Source organism: Shewanella sp. K8, from assembly GCF_028823715.1.
Lineage (GTDB): Bacteria > Pseudomonadota > Gammaproteobacteria > Enterobacterales > Shewanellaceae > Shewanella > Shewanella algae.
This window is the reverse complement of record NZ_JAPEHY010000033.1, coordinates 23,632-43,211: the sequence shown is the minus strand read 5'-3', so window position 1 is coordinate 43,211 and position 19,580 is coordinate 23,632. Positions and strand designations below refer to the sequence as shown.

Annotated in this window: 11 protein-coding genes; 9 read left to right on the top strand and 2 right to left on the bottom strand. The window is 57.0% G+C overall.

Going from position 1 to position 19,580, the window contains the following annotated elements; all coding sequences use genetic code 11:
* Positions 1-6: 6 nt before the first annotated feature.
* The gene (gene msrQ, locus ON072_RS16565; RefSeq protein WP_044734415.1) at positions 7-621 is read right to left on the bottom strand and encodes a protein-methionine-sulfoxide reductase heme-binding subunit MsrQ; all 615 of its coding nucleotides are present in this window, start codon (positions 619-621) and stop codon (positions 7-9) included.
* A complete protein-coding gene (gene msrP / locus ON072_RS16560) occupies positions 618-1,613 on the bottom strand; it encodes a protein-methionine-sulfoxide reductase catalytic subunit MsrP (protein ID WP_221056207.1) in 996 nt (331 codons plus the stop codon). Before msrP ends, msrQ begins: the two co-directional genes overlap by 4 nt.
* A 279-nt stretch (positions 1,614-1,892) precedes the next feature.
* Between msrP and rmuC the strand changes: the two genes are divergently transcribed.
* From rmuC to recD, 9 genes are all read left to right on the top strand, one after another.
* A complete protein-coding gene (gene rmuC, locus ON072_RS16555; protein ID WP_044734414.1) occupies positions 1,893-3,389 on the top strand; it encodes a DNA recombination protein RmuC in 1,497 nt (498 codons plus the stop codon).
* Positions 3,390-3,512: 123 nt separating this feature from the next.
* Entirely contained in the window at positions 3,513-5,387 is a 1,875-nt protein-coding gene (locus ON072_RS16550) for a transglycosylase SLT domain-containing protein (protein WP_391564754.1), read from the top strand.
* Positions 5,388-5,557: 170 nt separating this feature from the next.
* On the top strand, positions 5,558-6,274 hold the full coding sequence (locus ON072_RS16545) for an EAL domain-containing protein (RefSeq protein WP_093982997.1): 717 nt from the start codon (positions 5,558-5,560) through the stop codon (positions 6,272-6,274).
* Between the two features lie 13 nt (positions 6,275-6,287).
* Positions 6,288-7,190: an AAA family ATPase gene (locus tag ON072_RS16540; RefSeq protein ID WP_025009650.1), complete on the top strand. Its 903-nt coding sequence runs from the start codon at positions 6,288-6,290 to the stop codon at positions 7,188-7,190.
* Complete coding sequence (locus ON072_RS16535) at positions 7,078-8,178, top strand: DUF58 domain-containing protein (protein WP_261752484.1); 1,101 nt, start codon at positions 7,078-7,080, stop codon at positions 8,176-8,178. The genes ON072_RS16540 and ON072_RS16535 overlap by 113 nt, the downstream gene beginning before the upstream one ends.
* Complete coding sequence (locus ON072_RS16530; protein WP_261752483.1) at positions 8,175-10,238, top strand: transglutaminase family protein; 2,064 nt, start codon at positions 8,175-8,177, stop codon at positions 10,236-10,238. Before ON072_RS16535 ends, ON072_RS16530 begins: the two co-directional genes overlap by 4 nt.
* A 51-nt stretch (positions 10,239-10,289) precedes the next feature.
* Positions 10,290-13,901: an exodeoxyribonuclease V subunit gamma gene (gene recC, locus ON072_RS16525; protein WP_261752482.1), complete on the top strand. Its 3,612-nt coding sequence runs from the start codon at positions 10,290-10,292 to the stop codon at positions 13,899-13,901.
* A 1-nt stretch (position 13,902) separates the two neighbouring features.
* Positions 13,903-17,556, top strand: a complete 3,654-nt coding sequence (recB, locus tag ON072_RS16520) for an exodeoxyribonuclease V subunit beta (protein WP_261752481.1) — start codon at positions 13,903-13,905, stop codon at positions 17,554-17,556.
* The gene (gene recD / locus ON072_RS16515) at positions 17,553-19,556 is read left to right on the top strand and encodes an exodeoxyribonuclease V subunit alpha (protein ID WP_107004750.1); all 2,004 of its coding nucleotides are present in this window, start codon (positions 17,553-17,555) and stop codon (positions 19,554-19,556) included. The genes recB and recD overlap by 4 nt, the downstream gene beginning before the upstream one ends.
* The last annotated feature ends 24 nt before the right edge of the window (positions 19,557-19,580 follow it).

Sequence of the window (19,580 nt, the reverse complement as noted above, 5' to 3'; positions counted from 1 at the left end):
TGAACTTCAAACTGCCGGCCAAAGGCGCCTAAACCAGTTGAATCTCGGCAGTCTTATCGCCAACAACAGCAACATGGCAGCAAGGTAAAGACTGGGCTCAATGATTTCAGACTTCACCGACCAGTAATAATGCACAGGTACCAACAGGGCTATGGCATAGATACTGTAATGCAGTTGCTGCCAACGTCGCCCCATCCGGCGCTGCAATGCCTTGAACGAGGTCAGCGCCAGCGCAGCAAGCAACAACCAAGCGCTGGCCCCCACCAAAATATAGGGACGCTTGATAATTTCACTGAGTAGCAGCTCCCAGGCAAACAGCAGATCCAGGCTGAAATAGCTGAGAATATGTAAACAGGCCCAGGCAAATACCCAGAGTCCGAGCAAACGCCGGGTCTGCATCAACAACCCCAGTTTGAATTTTCTGGCAACTGGCGATACCAACAAGGTGGCCACCAAGGCGTTGAGTGCCCCTTTGCCGGTGAAATGGATAATATACTGCACAGGATCGCCACCGGCACTGTCTGTCACCACTTGCAGAGCCAAATAAAGCAGTGGCAAACCGGCCGCCAGATGCAGCAACGCCTTTAACCAAGGCAGTAGCTTGGGATCTAAGCGCATCAATAATATTTCCTTAAATCCAGATCCCGGTAAAGATGGGCTACCTGCTCGCCATAACCGTTGAACATCTGGGTAGGGATCCTTTTGGCAGAGAAGATCCCACCTTCGGCAATCCGCCGCTCTGTCGCCTGTGACCAACGCGGGTGATCCACCTTGGGGTTCACATTGGCATAAAAACCATATTCATGGGGTGCCAGCTGATTCCAACTGGTCGGCGGCTGTTTATCCAAAAGCCTAATTTTCACGATAGATTTAATGCTCTTGAAACCGTATTTCCAGGGCACCACCAAACGCACGGGAGCCCCATTTTGCGGTGGCAGTGTCTTGCCATAGAGGCCCACCGACAGGAAGCTTAACTCGTTCATCGCCTCATCGAGTCTTAATCCCTCCACATAGGGATAATGAATGCCGCCGCCCATCAAGCGATTGCGTTGCCCCGGCATCTGCTCGGGATCAAACAGGGTTTCAAAGGCCACATGAGTTGCAGAGGATTTAACTCCGGCCTTGGCCAGCAAAGCCGCCAGCGGAAAGCCGACCCAGGGGATCACCATGGACCAGGCCTCGACACAGCGCAAACGATAGTGGCGCTCCTCCAGAGGAAGCAACTTGAGCAGATCGTCATAATCCAGCATCAAAGGGCGCTCGACCTCGCCTTCCACTTTCAGCATCCAGGGATTGACCTTGAGGTCCTGACTGTTTTCGAAGGGATCTTGTTTACCTGTGCCAAACTCGTAGAAGTTGTTATGGCGGATCACCTTGTCAAGGGGTGTCAGGCTTCCCGGTAATTGAAAGTTCGGGTTGCTGCGATAGTTGAGATTTGAGGTCACAAATGCCTCGCTCTCGCGCTTTTCACCAAAAAGGTCAAACAGGCCTGCCTGAACATGGCCGGGAATACTGGCACCTATGGCGCCGAGCCCCAACGCCTTGACTATGTTGCGTCGATCGCGAAACACGGCTTCCGGCGTGACTTCTGTTGCCGGCAACTCCCAGGGCATTTGCCTGCCGATACCCTGGTTAAATTTTTTATTGCTCACAGAGACCTCTCAATAGCTGCAGTCAATTCAGTTTATAAGACCCAGGCAGGCAAAGAAAAATTTCTTGCTGGAATAATTCCTGCGGCTCCATTGGCTGAACCTTGGCTGACAAGGGGTACAAAATGGGCAACTCTTGGCCATTTATCCTGAGTCTGCATGCCCTGGGCCTTGAAGGCCCTGACTCATTCTGCGACTCTATCCGGGTTTTCCGCTCATCTTTTTGCACTCAAGGGACATGATATGGACTTGGCCACCACAATTTCCGCGCCTCAACTCATTGCCGCCGCAGCCGTATTACTGCTGGGTATCTTGCTTGGCGCCCTCTTTAATCAGCGCATGACCCGCGGCCGCTGGCAACAGATCAAAGACCAGTTGGTGCTGCAACATGAACAAAGATGCAGCGAACTCAACGAACAACTCAGCAGCAGCCAGGAAAAAGCCGAATGGCTGGTGTCCCAGCTTGGCAAGGCAGAGGCCATTGCCGAGCGGGTGCCCGACCTTGAACAGCAACTCAAGGATGCTCAGCGCAAGCAGTTGGAAACTCAGTTAAACCTGTCAAAGTCCAATGCCATGCAGCAGACAATCAGCGCCCGCTTCGACGCCGAGCAACAGGCGCTCAACGATAAGATTGAGCTGCTTGAGCGCAGTGAAACCCGCCTGAAAGAGCAATTTGAAAACCTGGCCAACAAAATTTTTGAAGACAGAAGCGAAAGGCTAAAATCCCAGAATCTATCGCAGCTAGATGGTGTTCTTGGGCCGCTGAAACAACAACTCGAAGGATTTAGAAGACAAATTCATGAATCCTACTCACAGGAACAGAGTGAACGTTCCTCACTGAAACACCAGCTGGAAGATCTCAAGCAGCTCAACCTGCGCATGAGCCAGGATGCGGTCAACCTCACCAAGGCGCTCAAAGGCGACAACAAGCAGCAAGGCAACTGGGGGGAAGTGATCCTGGAGCGGGTGCTGCAGGAAAGTGGCCTCAGACAAGGGCACGAGTATGACGTGCAGCAGGATCTGAAAAATGATGCCGGCAAGCGCTTTAAACCCGATGTCATCGTCCACCTGCCGGCCAACAAGGATGTAGTGATAGATGCCAAGATGTCACTGCTAGCCTATGAGCGCTACTACAATGCCGAAACCGATGAACAGCGCGCCCTGGCGCTGCGTGAACATATCAACTCTATCCGCGGTCATATCAAAGGCCTGAGTCAGAAGGACTACCAGCAACTGCACGGCATCAAGAGCCTGGATTATGTGCTGATGTTTATTCCGGTGGAACCCGCCTTCCTGCTGGCGCTGGAACAAGAGCCGCAGTTGGTTAATTTTGCGCTCGAAAACAACATCATGCTCGTCAGCCCAACCAATCTTTTGGTGGCACTGCGCACCATCAATAACATCTGGCGCTACGAGTATCAGAACCAACATGCACAGAGGATCGCCAGGCAAGCCGGAAAAATTTACGATAAACTCTGTGGCTATCTGGAAGATATGGACAAACTCGGGCGCGCGCTGGACAATGCAGAGAAGTGTTTCAACGGCGCCATGAATAAGCTGGCTACCGGCAGGGGTAACCTTGTCCGCCAGGCTCACCAGATGCAACAGTTGGGCGTTGAAACCAGTAAACAACTGGATAAACAGTTGCTTGAAAAAGCGATGACAGAGACTTCCTTGCCGACAGACCAGGAGGTTGATGCCATAGAGGATACAGAGCCGGACAGCGAACTGGCTTCCTGAGCTCAACCCCGCTCTCAAGTGAACCAGGCCATCAACAAGGAGTTTGAGATGCGCAGAGCCTTGACCCGAATCGCCCTCGCCGGCAGCGTTGCCTTGAGTGCATTGACAGTATCCACTCCCTGGATGCTGTTTCCCGGGATAGGCCATGCGGCCAAGGCACCTGCCGCTTTGGAGCAACAACGCCAAAGCTACCTAAAGGCCAGAGAAGCGCTGGATAAGGGCCAACTTGAGGAGTATCGCAAGCTCAGGGCCCAACTCAAGGATTACCCACTCAATATCTATCTGGATTTTCACGCCGAGCTGGATGACATAATGGCGCTTTCTGGCTCAAAGGCGCTAAAGGCACTGGACAAGTTTGAGCATTCACCCTTGCACGCCAGTGCCCGCCATAGGTACCTGGTGCAAGCCGGTGCCGACAAACGCTGGCAAGACTTTCTGGCCATTTCCCCGGAACTTCCCCGAGCCACAGAGCTGCAATGCTATTTTTACAGGGCCAAGCTTGGCCAGGGTGAGACTCAGGTCGCCTGGGATGGCGCTCGCCAACTCTGGCTCTATGGTCGCTCCCGTCCCAAGGAGTGCGATCCCCTGTTCAATGCCTGGAGCAAGGCCGGGCACCGCACTCAGGAATTGATTTGGTCGCGGATGATGCTGGCCTTTGATGCCGGCCAAAGCGGCCTGTTGCAGTATCTGGGGCGTAAAGTGACTCAGCACCAGAGCCAGGCCAAGCTGCTGCAGGCGGTATACAAAGATCCCAATCGCCTCAGGCACATGAATCAGTTTGATGGCGATGCCCCCATCTACAGCGATATAGTGTCCGCCGGGCTTAAGCGCTTGGCCCGCAAAGATCTGCGTCAGGCAGTTCGCCTGTACGTCAAGTATGAAAAGGCCGGCAGATTCAGCGACTTCCAAGGGCGACAACTCAACCGTTATCTGGTCAGGCGAGCGCTTATCGTCGAGGACGAGGGGCTTAGAGATCATATCGACACCATGCTGCCGCTGCTCAAGGCCGACGATCTGACCGAGCGCCGTCTGCGCTGGGCTATTGCCGAGCAAAATGACGCCGATATCCGCCGTTTTCTGCCGCTGCTCAGCGACGAAGGCCGCAACGACGCCCGCTGGCGCTACTGGCACCTGAGGGTCAATGGCCGGGACGATACCATGCTCGAAGCGCTCAGCAAAGAGCGTAATTTCTATGGTTTCTGGGCCGCCGCCGAACTCGGTGTCGCCCCTAACCTGGCGCATGTGCCGACTCAATCCCAGGCGCAAATGCAGGCAAGACTCGCCGATGACAAGGCGCTGGCGCGGGTATCTGAATTGCTGGCGCTGGATAAACTGGTCGATGCCCGCATCGAATGGAGCCAAATGCTCGCCCGCCACAACAAGCAGATGCGCGCCCAGTACGGCGTCTACGCTCAGGAGCAAGGTTGGGACGCGCTGGCGGTTGAAGCCAGTATTCAAGCCAGGCTATGGAATGATATGGAGATGCGCTTTCCCTATGCAGCAGACCCTTTCTTTACCCGGGCAGGCAAAGACTTCAAGGTCAATGTCAATGAAATTCGCGCAATCTCCCGCCGCGAAAGCGCCTTCTACCCCTATGCGACTTCGTCAGTGGGCGCCAGAGGCCTGATGCAGCTGATGCCGGCCACCGCCAAGCAAACCGCAAAAGAGTTCAAACTGGCGTTCAACGGCAGTCGCAGTCTGTACGACCCGGCCATCAATGTGCCACTCGGTAGCGCCTACTACACCAAGCTGCTGGAACAGTTCGACAACAACCGGGTGCTGGCCGTTGCCGCTTACAATGCCGGCCCTCACAGGGTAAAGCGGTGGTTGAAGCAGAGCGATGGCAAACTGGATGTGATGAGCTTTATCGAAACCATCCCCTTCAGCGAAACCCGCTCCTATGTGCAGGCCGTATTCACCTACCGGCAGATTTATGAGCTGCGTCAACAACAGGCGCTGCCACAATTCAGTGAAACAGAGCTTGGCCGCCGCTATTGAAGCGGCGGTGAATTGGCACTAAGTCAATTTCCCAACGCTTTGATATTAAAGCGCTTGTTCCTCGCTGTATTTTTCAGCGCTCGGTACTTTAGTGGGGTAAATGGGCTTGTTATCCCACGGCTATAATGGGAATAATTAGCATTCATTTAGCTAACTCCGTTGATGACTGCATGGATCTTTCTCCTCCGCGGCACATTGCCTGCGAATATCAACCACTTGTTTGCCCCAGGGCCCTGACCATTCAGGGCTATGAGGCCCTGGCCCGCTTTTACAATCAAGAGGGAAAGGCGCTGGCGCCCAATCTGGTATTCGACTGGCTGCACAGAGACAGCCGCGCCCTGGCGGCGGTAGAACTGCAAGCCAAGCTGTTGCAACTCAATCAGGCGCCTAAAACGCCAAGGCTGCACCTGAATCTGGATCCCCACGCGCTGGACAGCACCAACTGTCAATGCATGATGCAGGCGCTGGACAAATATCAGCAGCAAACCGGAGGCTTGACGGTAGAGCTGATAGAAAACACCTGTGTCAATGACGCCGATAAGGCCCAGGCACTACTCAAGGAACTGCACCGCCGCGGGATTACCGTGGCGCTCGATGATGTCGGTGCTCCCCATGCCATGGTGTCGCTGCAACTGCTGACCGCCATCGACTGCATCAAGCTCGACCGTCACTGGCTGAGTGCCATCAAGGCACCGCTCATGGCTAAGCTTTTGGAAAATCTGCTTAATTTTGCCAAGTCCTGCCAAAAAATAACTATACTCGAAGGAATTGAAACCGAGCAGCACCTGTCTCAGGCACTGGCTTTGGATGTGGATTTAGTGCAAGGTTTCTATTTCAGACCTCAGTTCATCCAGACAGAGCCAGAACTGATTTCAGTGACCATCTAACAAGGAAGCCAATGTGTCCAAGAGCCAGATAACCCAGGTACTGCAGCAACTCGAGCAAGTTTTGATAGGCAAGCCCAGGGTAATACGGCTGGCACTGGCCTGTTTACTGGCCCGCGGCCACCTGCTGATTGAAGATCTGCCGGGCATGGGCAAAACCAGTTTATCCCACGCACTGGCGCAAACCTTAGGCCTGAGTTATCAGCGGGTTCAGTTTACCAGCGACATGCTGCCGGCGGATATTCTCGGGGTTTCCATCTTCGATAAGCAGCAATCTGAGTTTGTATTCCACCCCGGCCCCATCTTCAAACAGATGGTGCTGGCCGACGAAATCAACCGCGCCAGCCCCAAGACCCAGAGTGCCTTACTCGAGGCGATGGCAGAGCGGCAGATCACTGTCGACGGTGTGACCCACAGGCTGCCGCATCCTTTTTTTGTGGTCGCCACCCAAAACCCCACCGACCAATCAGGCACCTTTCCACTGCCGGAATCCCAGCTGGACCGCTTCATGATGCGCCTCTCCATTGGTTATCCCAACCAGGACGCCGAGTTGGCCATGCTCAAAGGGCAAGAGCGCACTCAGCCCCTGCCCCAGTGTCTGAGTGCGCTCGAGCTGGATCAACTGCAGCAGGAGTGCGAGCAGGTGGCCGCTTCCGACGCCCTGCTTAACTATATTCTGGCGCTGGTGGAAGCTTCCCGCAGCCAAAACGAAGGCTATGGCCTTTCCCCCAGAGCCACCAAGGCGCTGCTGGCGGCTGCCAAGGCCTGGGCCTATATCCAGGGGCGTCAATATCTGGTGCCCGAAGATGTGCAAGCAGTGTTTGGCGCCGTTGCCGAGCACCGCCTGCGGCATTCGAGCCAACTTCAGGGCGAGCAGTTATCGGCCAAGTTACTCGGCACCATTAATCCCATTCGGTAACAATGAGATGGCCTCTGTGACCTCCCTCTTCTCTGCCCGGTTCAACCGCTGGTTGTCAAGGCGTATTCCCGCCGCCAAAGAGCAACGTTTGAGCCACAGAAGCATCTTTATTCTTCCCAGCGGCTTCGGCGTTATCTGGCTGGCGCTGGTACTGCTGCTGTTTCTGTTCGGCACCAACTATCAAAACAACCTGGTGATCGGCCTGGCCATAGTATTGGCCAGCGTGTTTCACACCTGCATCATTCACAGTTACCGCAACCTGGCGGGACTGAGACTCAGTGCCCGTAAGCCTCCCCAAGCCTACGCCGGCGACAGCCTCTCCTTCCCTGTGACCGTCAGCGCCGACAGAAGCCTTTTTCGGCTCGGTTTCAGCTACCCGGGAGAGCGGCAAGTCTTTGTTTCCTGTGTCGATAACCAGGAGCAGACGGCTTTGGTGCCCATGCAGCCAAGGCCCAGAGGCCTTTGGCATCCAGGTAGACTCAAGGTGGAGTCCTGCTACCCTCTGGGGCTCTGCCGCGCCTGGTCTCATCTGGATCTCGACACCAGTCAATGGGTGTTTCCAGCGCCTGTGGTCAGCACACCTAAACTGGGGCGCAGTGAACACGTCCCCGAATCCCAAGACAGTGGCGAGTGGCTCAGCGGCGTCGATGAATACGCCGGTCTTAAGAGCTATGTTCCGGGTGAATCGCTCAAACAGGTGGCCTGGAAACAGTGGGCTCAGGGCCGAGGCATGCTCAGCAAGGAGTTTGCCGAGCCTCAGGGGGCGCCCTTGTGGCTGGAGCTTGATCGCAAGTTAACCGGCGATGAGTTGGAAAAGCGCCTGGGTGAGCTGAGTTATCAGGTCAATCAACTGGCCCATTCAGGCCAAACCTGGGGGCTTAAGTTAGCGGGCAGAACCATAGCGCCTTCTCAAGGCGAACCTCAGCGTCAGGAATGCCTCAAAGCCCTGGCGCTCTATCCGGCCAAGGCTGAAGGTACCGGCCGATGAAAACCGCTCGCTTGAAAGCCGCACTCAAGGAAACCTCGGAGGAGATCATCACCCGCCGCACCTTGCTTTGGCTGCTGATCACCAACCTGGCAGTGCTGGCGCCGCTTGCAGGCAAAATCACCTTGGGAACCCTGGGGATCTGCGCCATCTGTTTTGTCTGGCGCTTGGGGATCTATCTTGGCAAGGTCGCTAGGCCCCCCAGAGTGCTGGTGACTGTGCTGGCCATTGCTGCGGCGCTGACGTTGGCGCTGGTGAGTCGCGAACTTGGCCTGCTCAATGCCCTGGTCAACTTGTTGATCCTCGGCTATTCCCTCAAATATATCGAAATGCGCAGTCGCCGCGATGTCAAAGCCGTGGTACTGGTGGGCTACTTTCTTATCGCCCTCACCTTTATCGACCATCAGCAGATGCTCGACACCCTGCAACTCTCGCTGGTGGCGGCGCTCAACACCTGTGTGTTGGCAAGCCTCTACCACGAACAGGCCTCGTTCAATCGCCAGATCAAGCTAACCCTGGTGCTGCTGGCACAGAGTCTGCCGCTGGCACTGCTGCTTTTTGTAGTGCTGCCGCGTTTCAGTCCGCTTTGGATGGTGCCGCAGATGAAAAGCAGTACCACAGGTCTGTCCGATGAGCTTAGCTTTGGTGATATCTCGCGCCTGACCAAATCCAGCGAGTTGGCATTTCGCGCCAGTTTCAAGGGCCAGATACCGGCTCCGGAAGACAGGTATTGGCGCGCACTGGTATTGGAAGAATATGACGGCAAACGCTGGCAGCAGTCGCGGGGAATAAAGGCGCTGCAGCAAGACAGCTTTATAATGAATCGCCGCCCCGAACCCGGCGCCCCCAAAGGGCCTTTTATCGATTACAGCATCATAGCCGAGCCGAGCGGCCAGCATTGGCTGTTCGGCTTGGATCTCGCCTACAGCATGGATCCACGCCTGGTGAATCTGCCGGACTTTCGCCTCTATGCCATAAGGCCGGTAGAACAAAGGTTGCAATACCGGGTGATGAGCTATCCTGATGCCCCCCTGGATAACCGCTTGAGAGCGCCGCTGCGGCAGCTCAATCTGAGCCTCCCCGATGGAATCAACCCCCGCAGCCGCAAACTTGCCGCCGATTTTGCCCGCCGTTATCCGCAAGCCGAACAGCGCTTGACGGCCATGATGCAGTATTTCAACAGTCAGCCCTTTTTCTACACCCTGACGCCCCCGCCGGTGGGGCCGCAGCAACTGGACGACTTTTTGTTTGAAAATCGCGCCGGGTTCTGCGTTCACTACGCCTCGGCATTCACCTTCATGGCCAGAGCCACCGGCTTGCCCGCCCGCATTGTCACCGGTTATCAGGGCGGCGAATACAACCCGCAGGCCGGTTATCTCAGCGTGTATCAATATATGGCCCACGCCTGGAGTGAAGTCTATCTCGAAGGTAAAGGCTGGGTACGTTACGACCCCACCGCCATGATAGCGCCCGAACGAATTGAGCAGGGTTTCGACTCCCTGTTCAGCCCTGAAGAAAGCTATCTTTCCGAACTGCCGTTTGCCGGGGTGCGGGCCAGCGACTGGTACAACAGCCTGAGACTCAGGCTCGCCAGCCTGGATTACTACTGGAGCGTCTGGGTACTGGGTTTTGACAACGCGCGCCAGCAAGAAGTGCTCTCCAAACTGCTGGGGGAAGTGAGTATCGGCCGTCTGGCAGCCTTGGTCCTCGGGGTGATGGCCCTTACCTTTATCGTCATTTTGTTCACCACTGGCCTGCTGCGGCTTAAAAGAGGCCCGGACAACATCAACCGTCACTATCTCAAGGTATGCCGCCAGGCTGCCAGGCTCGGACTGCCAAGGCAGACTTCCCTGGGGCCTGTGAATTACGCCGCGGCGCTTGCCGCGCGCTGGCCGGCGCTGACAGAGGAGATAGAAAGCTGGACCTCACTCTATATTCAGCTCAAGTATCAAGACGCTTCCAAGGAGTCGGCAACGCTCAAACGCCGCTTTATCCGCCAGTCCCGCGCTTTGTGGTTCAAACTGCTGAAACAAGATTTGCAACCCGATAAATCAAGCACCTAGAATAGAGCACCAAAGCAATAAACGGCTCAAAGCCAGGTAACCTTGCTGCCTATGTTTACTCTTATCCAGTCCAACAAGATGGAATTGCTGTCGGCCACCCTGGCAGACCGGCTTCGCGATGGCGTCCCTGGCATGTCGCCGCTTAGCTGTGAGCAAATTCTGGTGCAAAGCCCCGGCATGTCCACCTGGCTCCGCCTGGAGTTGGCGCGCCACAACGGCGTGGCAGCAGCGCAGGAGTTTCCGCTGCCGTCCAGCTTTATCTGGCAGCTCTGTTATCTGCTGCTCGATGACGTGCCCAAGGAAAACCCCTTTACCAAGGCGGCGATGACCTGGAAACTGATGGCACTGTTGCCCTCCCTTCTGGATAGAGACAATTTTGCACCGCTCAGACATTATCTGGGCGACGATGTCGAGCTCAAACTGTTTCAACTCAGCGGCCGTATCGCCGATATTTTCGATCAATATCTGGTATACCGTCCGGAATGGATCCTCGGCTGGGAGCAAAATGAATCTCCGCTGGAGATAGCGCCGCAGCACGCCTGGCAACCCGAGCTTTGGCGCGAGTTGGTGCGTTACAACAATCAGGAGTTGCAACAGAGCCATTACCACAGGGCCAATCTGCACCAGGCGCTGATAGAAACGCTGACAGGCAGCAATCATGCCTTGGAAGGCCTACCGCCCAGATTGTTCGTGTTCGGGATCTCCTCGATGGCGCCACAAACCCTGGATGTACTCTATGCGCTCGCCAGTCGCATCGAGGTAGTGATGCTGAGCCTCAGCCCCTGTCGTCACTATTGGGGCGATATCATAGAGCCCAGGGCGCGAGCGCGAATGGCGCTGGCTTTTGAGGGCAAGAAACAGTTGCCCGAGCTCTGGGAAGACAAGCTGGAAGTCGGTAATCCCATTCTGGCCAATAACGGCCGTCTCGGCCGCGAGCTGCTGGATATGGTGCTGGAGCTGCCTCCCGAGCGGCTGGAACTGGAAGAGCTGTTTCACCCAGGCAACACAGATACCCTGCTCGGCGGCATTCAAAATGACATTCTGGAGATGGAAACCTTAGGCGAGCCTCTGGGGCCGGATGTCAGCAAATACCTGAATATCGCCCGGCGCAGGCCCTTGGCCGCCACCGACGACTCCATCACACTGCGAAGCTGTCACAGCCCGCTGCGGGAAGTGGAAACCTTGCACGATCATCTGTTGCATCGCCTGCGCAGCGCCCCTTCGCTGGCCGCCAAGGATATCATGGTGATGCTGCCCGATGTGGCCACCTACGCCCCCTATATCGATGCGGTGTTTTCCGCCAAGAGCGGCGATCATTTCATCCCCTATGCCATAGCCGATCGCGGCGCGGCCCAGGAATCCCCCTTAATTGCCGGTTTTCTCAACCTGCTGGCGCTGGACAAGAGCCGCTTTGGCCTGACAGACATCATCAGTATTCTCGAAGTACCTGCTGTGCTGGCCCGCTTTGGCATAGCCCAGGAGGAGCTGGAGCAGCTCAAGGGCTGGCTCAAGGCCGCCGGTATTCGCTGGGGCCGCGACAGTCACAACCGCGAAGAGCTTGGCTTGCCCGGGTTTGACAAACACTCCTGGGCCTTTGGGATCCGCCGCATGCTGCTGGGCTATGCCCTGGGCGATGATGCCGAACTGTATCAGGGCGATCTGCCGCTGGCCGGTATTGAAGGTCAGTCGGCGCAGGCGCTCGGCAAGCTGTTGAATTTTATTGAAGAGCTCGATGACTTCAGGGAAGAGCTCAAGCAGCAAACCCCGCCGGAAGAGCGGGTGGCGCAGCTTAACGCCCTGCTCGATGCCTTTTATCTGGCCCAGGAAGACGATGCCAGGGAAGAGATCAACGACATTCGCCAGGCTATAGACAGATTCGCCGAAGAGCTGCGACTGTCGGGCTTTAGCGGGGTATTGCCGCTGACAGTGGTTTGGCAATGGTTCAACTCAACCTTGAGTGAGTCCAGGGTCGGTCAGCGTTATCTCGCTGGCAGCGTCAACTTCTGTACCCTGATGCCGATGCGATCCATCCCCTTCCGCCAGATGTGTTTGCTGGGAATGAATGATGGCGTCTACCCCAGGGTGCAACATCCTGTGGGGTTCGATCTCACCGCCCATGAAAAACCAAGACGTGGCGACCGCTCAAGACGCCTGGATGACAGATACCTGTTTCTCGAAGCCTTGCTGTCGGCCCGGGATCAGCTCTATATCAGTTACATAGGCCACAGCGAGCGCGATAACAGTGAACGTATTCCCTCCATGCTGGTATCGGAATTGCTGGAATACATTCAGCTGTGTTACCGCCCTGACGAGGCGCAATTTACGCCGCCCGCAGTGCCCACAGATGCCGATGAGATAGCCGCCCTTGGCGATCTGGCGGCCGATGCGCTGATGCAGCGCCTCATCATTCAGCAACCGCTGCAGCCCTTCGACGCCCGGCTCTACAAAGACAGCGAGCTGCCCGGCAGTTTTGCAACCCAGTGGTGCCCCCGGGAGATGTTTGCCGCCCAAAGCCCGGCGCCTTTTATTGAGCATGAGCTGGGCGAGGAAACCGCCCTCAAGGAGCCGGAGCTGGAACTCTCGGCGCTGATCCGCTTTTTCCGCAACCCGGCGCAGTATTTCTGCCAGCGGGTGCTGCAGCTGGACTTGAGGCTGGATATCGACAGTCAGGACAATGATGAGCCCTTTGAGCTCAACGCCCTGCAACGCTATCAGCTGCAGCTGCTGATGATGCAGGATGCGCTGGAAGACGAGCGCGGAGAGCTGGATGAAACCCTGCTCGACAAGCTCAAGGCCGAAGGTCTGCTGCCGATGGCGCCGTTTGACGATCTGCTGCTGGATCAATACCGCCGCGATATCGCCCCGGCGGTGGAGCGTACCCGTTTTCTTCGCGCCGAATTGCCCAAGCCGGATGCCGTTGAAATAGCGCTCAAGCTCGAGGTCAATGGCCGCAAACTGCTGCTCTGTGGCCGTATCGAAGACTGCTACCCCAAGGGGCTGGTCAACTTAAGGCCGGGTACCACCAAGCCCAAGGATCTGTTGAGCCTCTATATTCGCCATCTGTGCCTCAATGCCAGCGGCATTCACAGGCACAGCTATCTGCTGGATGCCGGTCACTTCCACGCCATGGCGCCGCTCAAGGCCGAGTCCGCCAAGGCCCTGCTGGGTCAGTTGGCCGCCTTGTTTGAGCTGGGGCAACATAGGCCACTGCCCTTTATGGCGCAAACCTCCATGGCGTACTTCAGCGCCGAGGTAGAAGATGGCTTACCTGTTGACACTGAACATCAGCTGCGGCTTGCTGAGGCCGAGAGCGCCTGGTTGGATGATGCCGGGTTCGGTGACGGCCAGGATCCCCATAACGCCCGCCTGTTCCGCTTTCCGGATGACTTTGGTTTAACCCTTGATGACAACGCCTATGCTGGCACTGCGGCAGATTTTGGACCCAAAGCTGGTGAACCTAAGTTAAGTGAAGATGAGTTGAGTGAAAATGAGTTTACGCTGAGCAACATGAGTGCGGGGTTGCCGGACGGTTGGCAACTCAGACTCCAGCAGAGCCTGAGTTTCCCGGCGTTGGCCCAGGGGATTTTGGCGCCGCTCATCAGCCTTTACCACAAAGACAAACTGGCCGCCCTGGCCGATTTTACCCAGATGGGACAGGAATAATATGCAAGCACTGGAGCCATTGAGTTTACCGCTGAGCGGCCGGCGCCTGATTGAGGCCAGTGCCGGAACCGGCAAGACCTACACCATTTCCGGCCTCTATCTACGCTTATTGCTGGGTGATTTTGAGCGCCCGGGCCTCGGTTGTGAGCAGATCCTGGTGGTCACCTTTACCAACGCCGCCACCGAAGAGCTGCGCGACAGAATACGCAAAAGGATCCGCAACTGTTATCAGCGCTTTATCGGCTTAAGCGTCAAAGACGATTTTATCGAGCAGCTTTATCAGCGCTGCCCGCCAACGCAGCGTGCAACCGCCCTCAAGCAGCTGGATCTGGCGCTCAAGAGCCTGGATGAAGCCGCCATTTTTACCATTCACGGCTTTTGCCAGCGGATCCTCTCGGATATGGCCTTTGAGTCGGCGCTGCTGTTCGAGTCGGAATTTACCCTGGATGACAGTGAATATCTGCGCCAGAGTGTGCGCGATTTCTGGCGCCATGTCTGTTATCGGCTGCCAACAGCGCTGGCGACCGCGATAGCCGCCCATTATGCCACTCCGGATGCGCTGGGGCGCGAATTGAGACCGCTGCTCGGCGCCAGTCAAGCTAGCGCCAACCGCGACCCGGGGAAATTCGACCAATATGCCGAGCAGTTGCAGACTCAGCTCGCAAGGCTACGACTGAGCTGGCCAAGAGAAAGGGACGCCACCGAGGCCCTGCTCCACAGCCTGCCGCTCAACGGCACCAGCTATGGCAAGCAGGCCGATGGCTACCCCAAGCTCACGGCCATGCTGGAGCAGATGGACAACTGGGCCAAGTATCATCAGGGGCTGCCGACCCCGAAACTCCTGGACAGCCTGGCTCTCGGGTCACTGAAACTGAGAAAAGGCGGCGAAATCCCTACAGCACAACAAGCGCCGCTACTGGCGCAGATAGAAGCGCTCAGAGACAGTGTAGACTCGCTTATTCCGGCATTTCTCTATCAGGCAAGAACCCAGATAGCCGAGCGTTTTGCCGAGCTCAAGGCCGAGCGCAACCTGCTGAGCCCGGACGATCTGCTGCTCACCCTGGCCAAGGCCATAGGCGGCCTGACCCAGACGGCGCCGGATAGCGGCCTTGCCATCGGCGAGCAGCTCAAGCAGGAGATAGGCAAACGCTTCCCGGTGGCGCTTATCGACGAATTTCAGGATACGGATCCGCTGCAGTTTGCAATTTTCTCCGGCATCTACCCGGCGCAATTGCCACAGCAGGATGCGGATGCCGGCGCCCAGCCCAAGCCTGAGCCAGAGCCAAGTCGCACTCTGTTGATGATAGGCGATCCCAAGCAGGCGATTTACGCCTTTCGCGGCGCCGATATCTATACCTATATTGAGGCCAGGCGCAATACCGCCGATCACTATAATCTGGACACCAACTACCGCTCGGCCTGCAACATGATTGCAGCAGTCAACCGCCTGTTTGCCAACCGCAGCGATCCTTTTATCAGCGACGCCATCCCGTTCGAGCCGGTCAAGGCCAAGGACGCAGGCAGCAAACAGCTGCTCGCGCCCGGTGCAGACTCGGCGGCGCTGCAGCTCAGGCTGCTCAAGGAAGATCCGGACAAGGGCCTAAACAAGACCCAGGCCCGTAAACTGCTGGCCGAAGATGCTGCTGCCGAAATCGTGCGCCTGCTCAATGCCGCCAACCGCGGCGAGTGCCGCCTCACCGGCAGTGAGCAGCCGCTGCGCGCCCGGGATATCGCCATTTTGGTGCGCGATAGAAATGAAGCCGCCGTCATGCAACAAACACTCAATAGCCGCCAGATCGGCGCCGTGTTCCTCAGCCGCGACTCGGTAATGGTCACTGAGGAAGCGCGGGAAATCGCCCTTATCCTTAAAGCGCTCGCCAGCCCCAGGGATGAACGGGCGATTCGCTCGGCACTGGCCTGCCGCTTGCTGGGCTTCAGCGCCAATAAGATCCATGAGTTCAACCAATCTGAGACACTGCGCGCCGAGGTGCTCGATACCTTCATGTCGCTGCATGAGCTCTGGAGCCGCCGCGGCATCATGCCGGCACTGCTCAATCTCGCTGATCACTGGCAGCTGCTGGAACGGCTTGGCCGAGAGGCCAACGCCGAGCGGCGTCTCACCGATTTTCGTCATCTGGCGGAACTGCTACAGCAAAAATCTACCGAGCTCGAAGGCATGAGCGCCCTGGTCAACTGGTTTGAGCAGGAACTGCTCTCCGGCCAGAGCCGTGAAGAGCAGCAACTGAGGCTCGCCAGCGAGCAAAACCTGGTGCAGATAGTCACCATCCATAAGAGTAAGGGGCTGGAATATCCTGTGTGCTTCATCCCCTTTGTCAGCCTGGCCCGCGACGGCAGTCGCCGCCCCTCGCCCATGCTGTACCACAAAGACAATCAATTAGTCTGGGATCTGGACGCCAGTGACGAAGGCTGGGAAGCCTGTAAACGCGAGACGCTGGCCGAAGATCTGCGCCTCTTGTATGTGGCGCTGACCCGGCCCATATATCGCTGTTATCTGGGGCTGGCCAACCACTGCCGCATGAACAAGACGGGCATCAACAGCTTTTTGAAAGACACAGCCATAGGCTATCTGCTCGGCATTGAAGACAAGGACTGTGACGGCGACAGGTTGCAAAGCGCCGCCGCATCCCTTGTTTGCGAGGCCATCTCCTTGACCGAGATGGGCGATGCAGACCCAAGTTGCCTTCAAGGCATTGAAAACCATTCCCAAAGCCCACTTTGTGCCCAGGTGCCGGCGGCGCGTCAAGGCGCGCCCTGGCGGGTCGGCAGCTATTCCGGCCTGGTCAAACATCTGCCCCACGAGCGGGTGTTGCCGGGCGCCGGTGATGAGGAGTTTGAAATCGAGCCGGCCTCTGTCTATGAACCACAGGATGTCTTACAAGCCAACCGCTTCAGCTTCGAGCGCGGCGCCAATGCCGGTTCTTTTATGCACCTGGTGCTGGAGAAAATCGACTTTACCCAGGCCGAGGAGGAACTCTTGCTGCATCTGCCCCAGGCGATGCAGCAATACGGCATCGACAGCGATTGGCAAGATGTGCTTTATGACTGGTATCGGGATCTGCTTAACGCCGACATCGCTCTGCCTCAGGGGCAGAGTCTGCGCCTTGGCGACCTCAGCAAGCGCCAAAAGCTGGTGGAGATGGAGTTTTATCTGCCCCTTGGCGGCGATACCCAGCTTATCGATACCGAGCTCAGTCGCTTGCTGGCCAAACATGGTTATGGCGGTGAACTGCGCTTCGATGCCTTCAAGGGCATGCTCAAGGGGTTTATCGATCTCACCTTTGAATATCAGGGCCGTTTCTATATTGCCGATTATAAATCCAACCACTTGGGGGACGATTTCAGCGATTACCGCCAGGACAAGATGGCCGCCGCTATCAGCGAGCACCGATACGATCTCCAGTACCTGCTCTACAGCCTGGCGCTGCACAGATACCTGAGCCTCAAACTGCCGGACTATTGTTATCAAAGCCATTTCGGCGGCTGCTGTTATCTGTTTTTACGGGGCATGTCAGCGGCTCATCCCGGCGCCGGGGTGTTTGTGGACAGGCCGGATGAAGCGGTGATCCTGGCCTTGGATGCCTTACTCAAGGGCGAATCGCCCTCGAGCACCCCTCAGTTGGAGTTGAGTCTATGACAGATAGCCCATCAATACTGCAAAGCAGCCAAGCTGTTACTGCGCTGCTCAAGCAATGGGAAGAGCAGCGGCTGCTGACGGCGCTCGACCGCCACTTTGCGCTGCAGATGGCCGCCATTCACCAAGAGCCATCGCCGCTATTTCTGTTGCTGTGCGCCCTGCTGAGCCGCCAGTTATCATCGCAGCACGCCTGCCTGCCACTGGGGAGCATAGCGTTTGATAATCCGCTCGCAGAGCCCCACCCCAGTGTGCGCCTCAATACCGACCCGGCAAGCCTTGAGCTGGCGGTGGCCAATTTTGCCGCCGTCGGCGCCCCGGGTGAAGACAAACCCTTGATCCTCGACGCTGGCCGCCTCTACCTCAAACGCTATTATGATTTTGAGTGCCGGGTCGCCCGGCGCCTCACCGCCATGGCCGTCACTGAATACCCCGCTACCGACGAAGTGCGGCGCGCGCTCGATTGCCTGTTTTTGCCGCCAGTCAGCCATACTAGCCAAGCGACTAATGGTGCAGCTGAAGCCGATAGTGAAGCTCAAACTGATGGTGAAACTCAAACTGATAGTGAAAATTCCGGCAAACGCGATTGGCAAAAAGTCGCCACCGCCACCGCCTATTGTCGCCAGTTGGCGGTGATCACCGGTGGTCCGGGCACAGGCAAGACCACCACAGTCACCAAGCTGCTGATGCTCCTGTGTCTCGGCAATGAGATGAACATACGTCTGGTGGCCCCCACGGGTAAAGCCGCTGCGCGCCTGACCGAATCGATAAAGGCCTCCAAACAGCGCCTGGCCAAAGAACTTCTTCCCTTTGCCGCCGAGCTTGACCTTGGCGCCATAGACAAGATCCCCGAAGAAGCCGCCACTGTGCATCGCCTGCTGGGGGTGATCCCCGGCTCGCACAAATTCCGTCACCACCAAGACAACCCGCTGCATCTGGATCTGCTGATTGTCGATGAAGCCTCCATGGTGGACTTGCCTATGATGGACCGGCTGCTCGATGCCCTGCCCGCCAATGCCAGATTGATACTGCTCGGGGATCAGGATCAACTGGCCTCGGTGGAAGCCGGCGCCGTGCTCGCCGATATCTGCGCCGGTCTGCGCCACCAGCAGGACTGGCGCATGCGTTACAGCGCCGAGTTTGCCGCAACCCTGACAAGGCTCACCGGCTTTGACCTCAGCGATTGCATCAATCTCGCCCCCGGCATAGGCAACAATCTTTGTATGCTGCGTCACAGCCACAGATTCCGCGGCGATGCCGGCATAGGCGTGCTGGCCAAGGCGGTCAACCTCAGTGATGGCGCCGCGATAACTGCGGCCTGGAATGGCGGTTATCAGGAGCTTGAGTGGCTGGAAATCGGTAAACAGCAGCAGGGGCTGGCTCAGCTTCTCAGCCAGGCCTGTGAGCACTACCGCGACTATCTGGAAGTGGTGCACAGGCCGGACATTGGCGCCGAGGAGATCATCGCCCGTTACAACCGCTTTCGACTGCTGTGCGCCACCCGTGGCGGCGATTTCGGTGTCGAGGGGATCAATCGGCAACTGACGCAAGTGCTGAAACAGGCCGGATTGATCGCCCCGCAGCAGGAGTTTTATCCGGGCCGGCCGCTGATCATCCAAAGCAACGATTACAACCTGGGGCTGTTTAACGGCGATATCGGCGTTATTCTGCCCGACCGAGACAGCAACAGGCTGCTGGCGCACTTTATTCAGGCCGACGGCAGTGTGCTCAAGGTGTTGCCGGCGCGTCTTCCCGGCCACGAGACCTGTTTTGCCATGACAGTGCACAAGTCCCAGGGCAGTGAATTTGATTCTGTGGCCTTGGTGTTGCCGCCAAGCCCGAGTCCGGCGCAGCTGCAACTGCTCACCAAGGAGCTGATCTACACCGCCATTACCCGCGCCAAACAACATTTTTGCTGCTTGGGTAACAGCTCAGTGTTTGACGGCGCCTGTCGTCGCCTCACGCGCCGGGCCTCGGGGCTGGCCGATAGGCTGTGGCAGTGATTGTGGCAGAGATTATGGCTATGG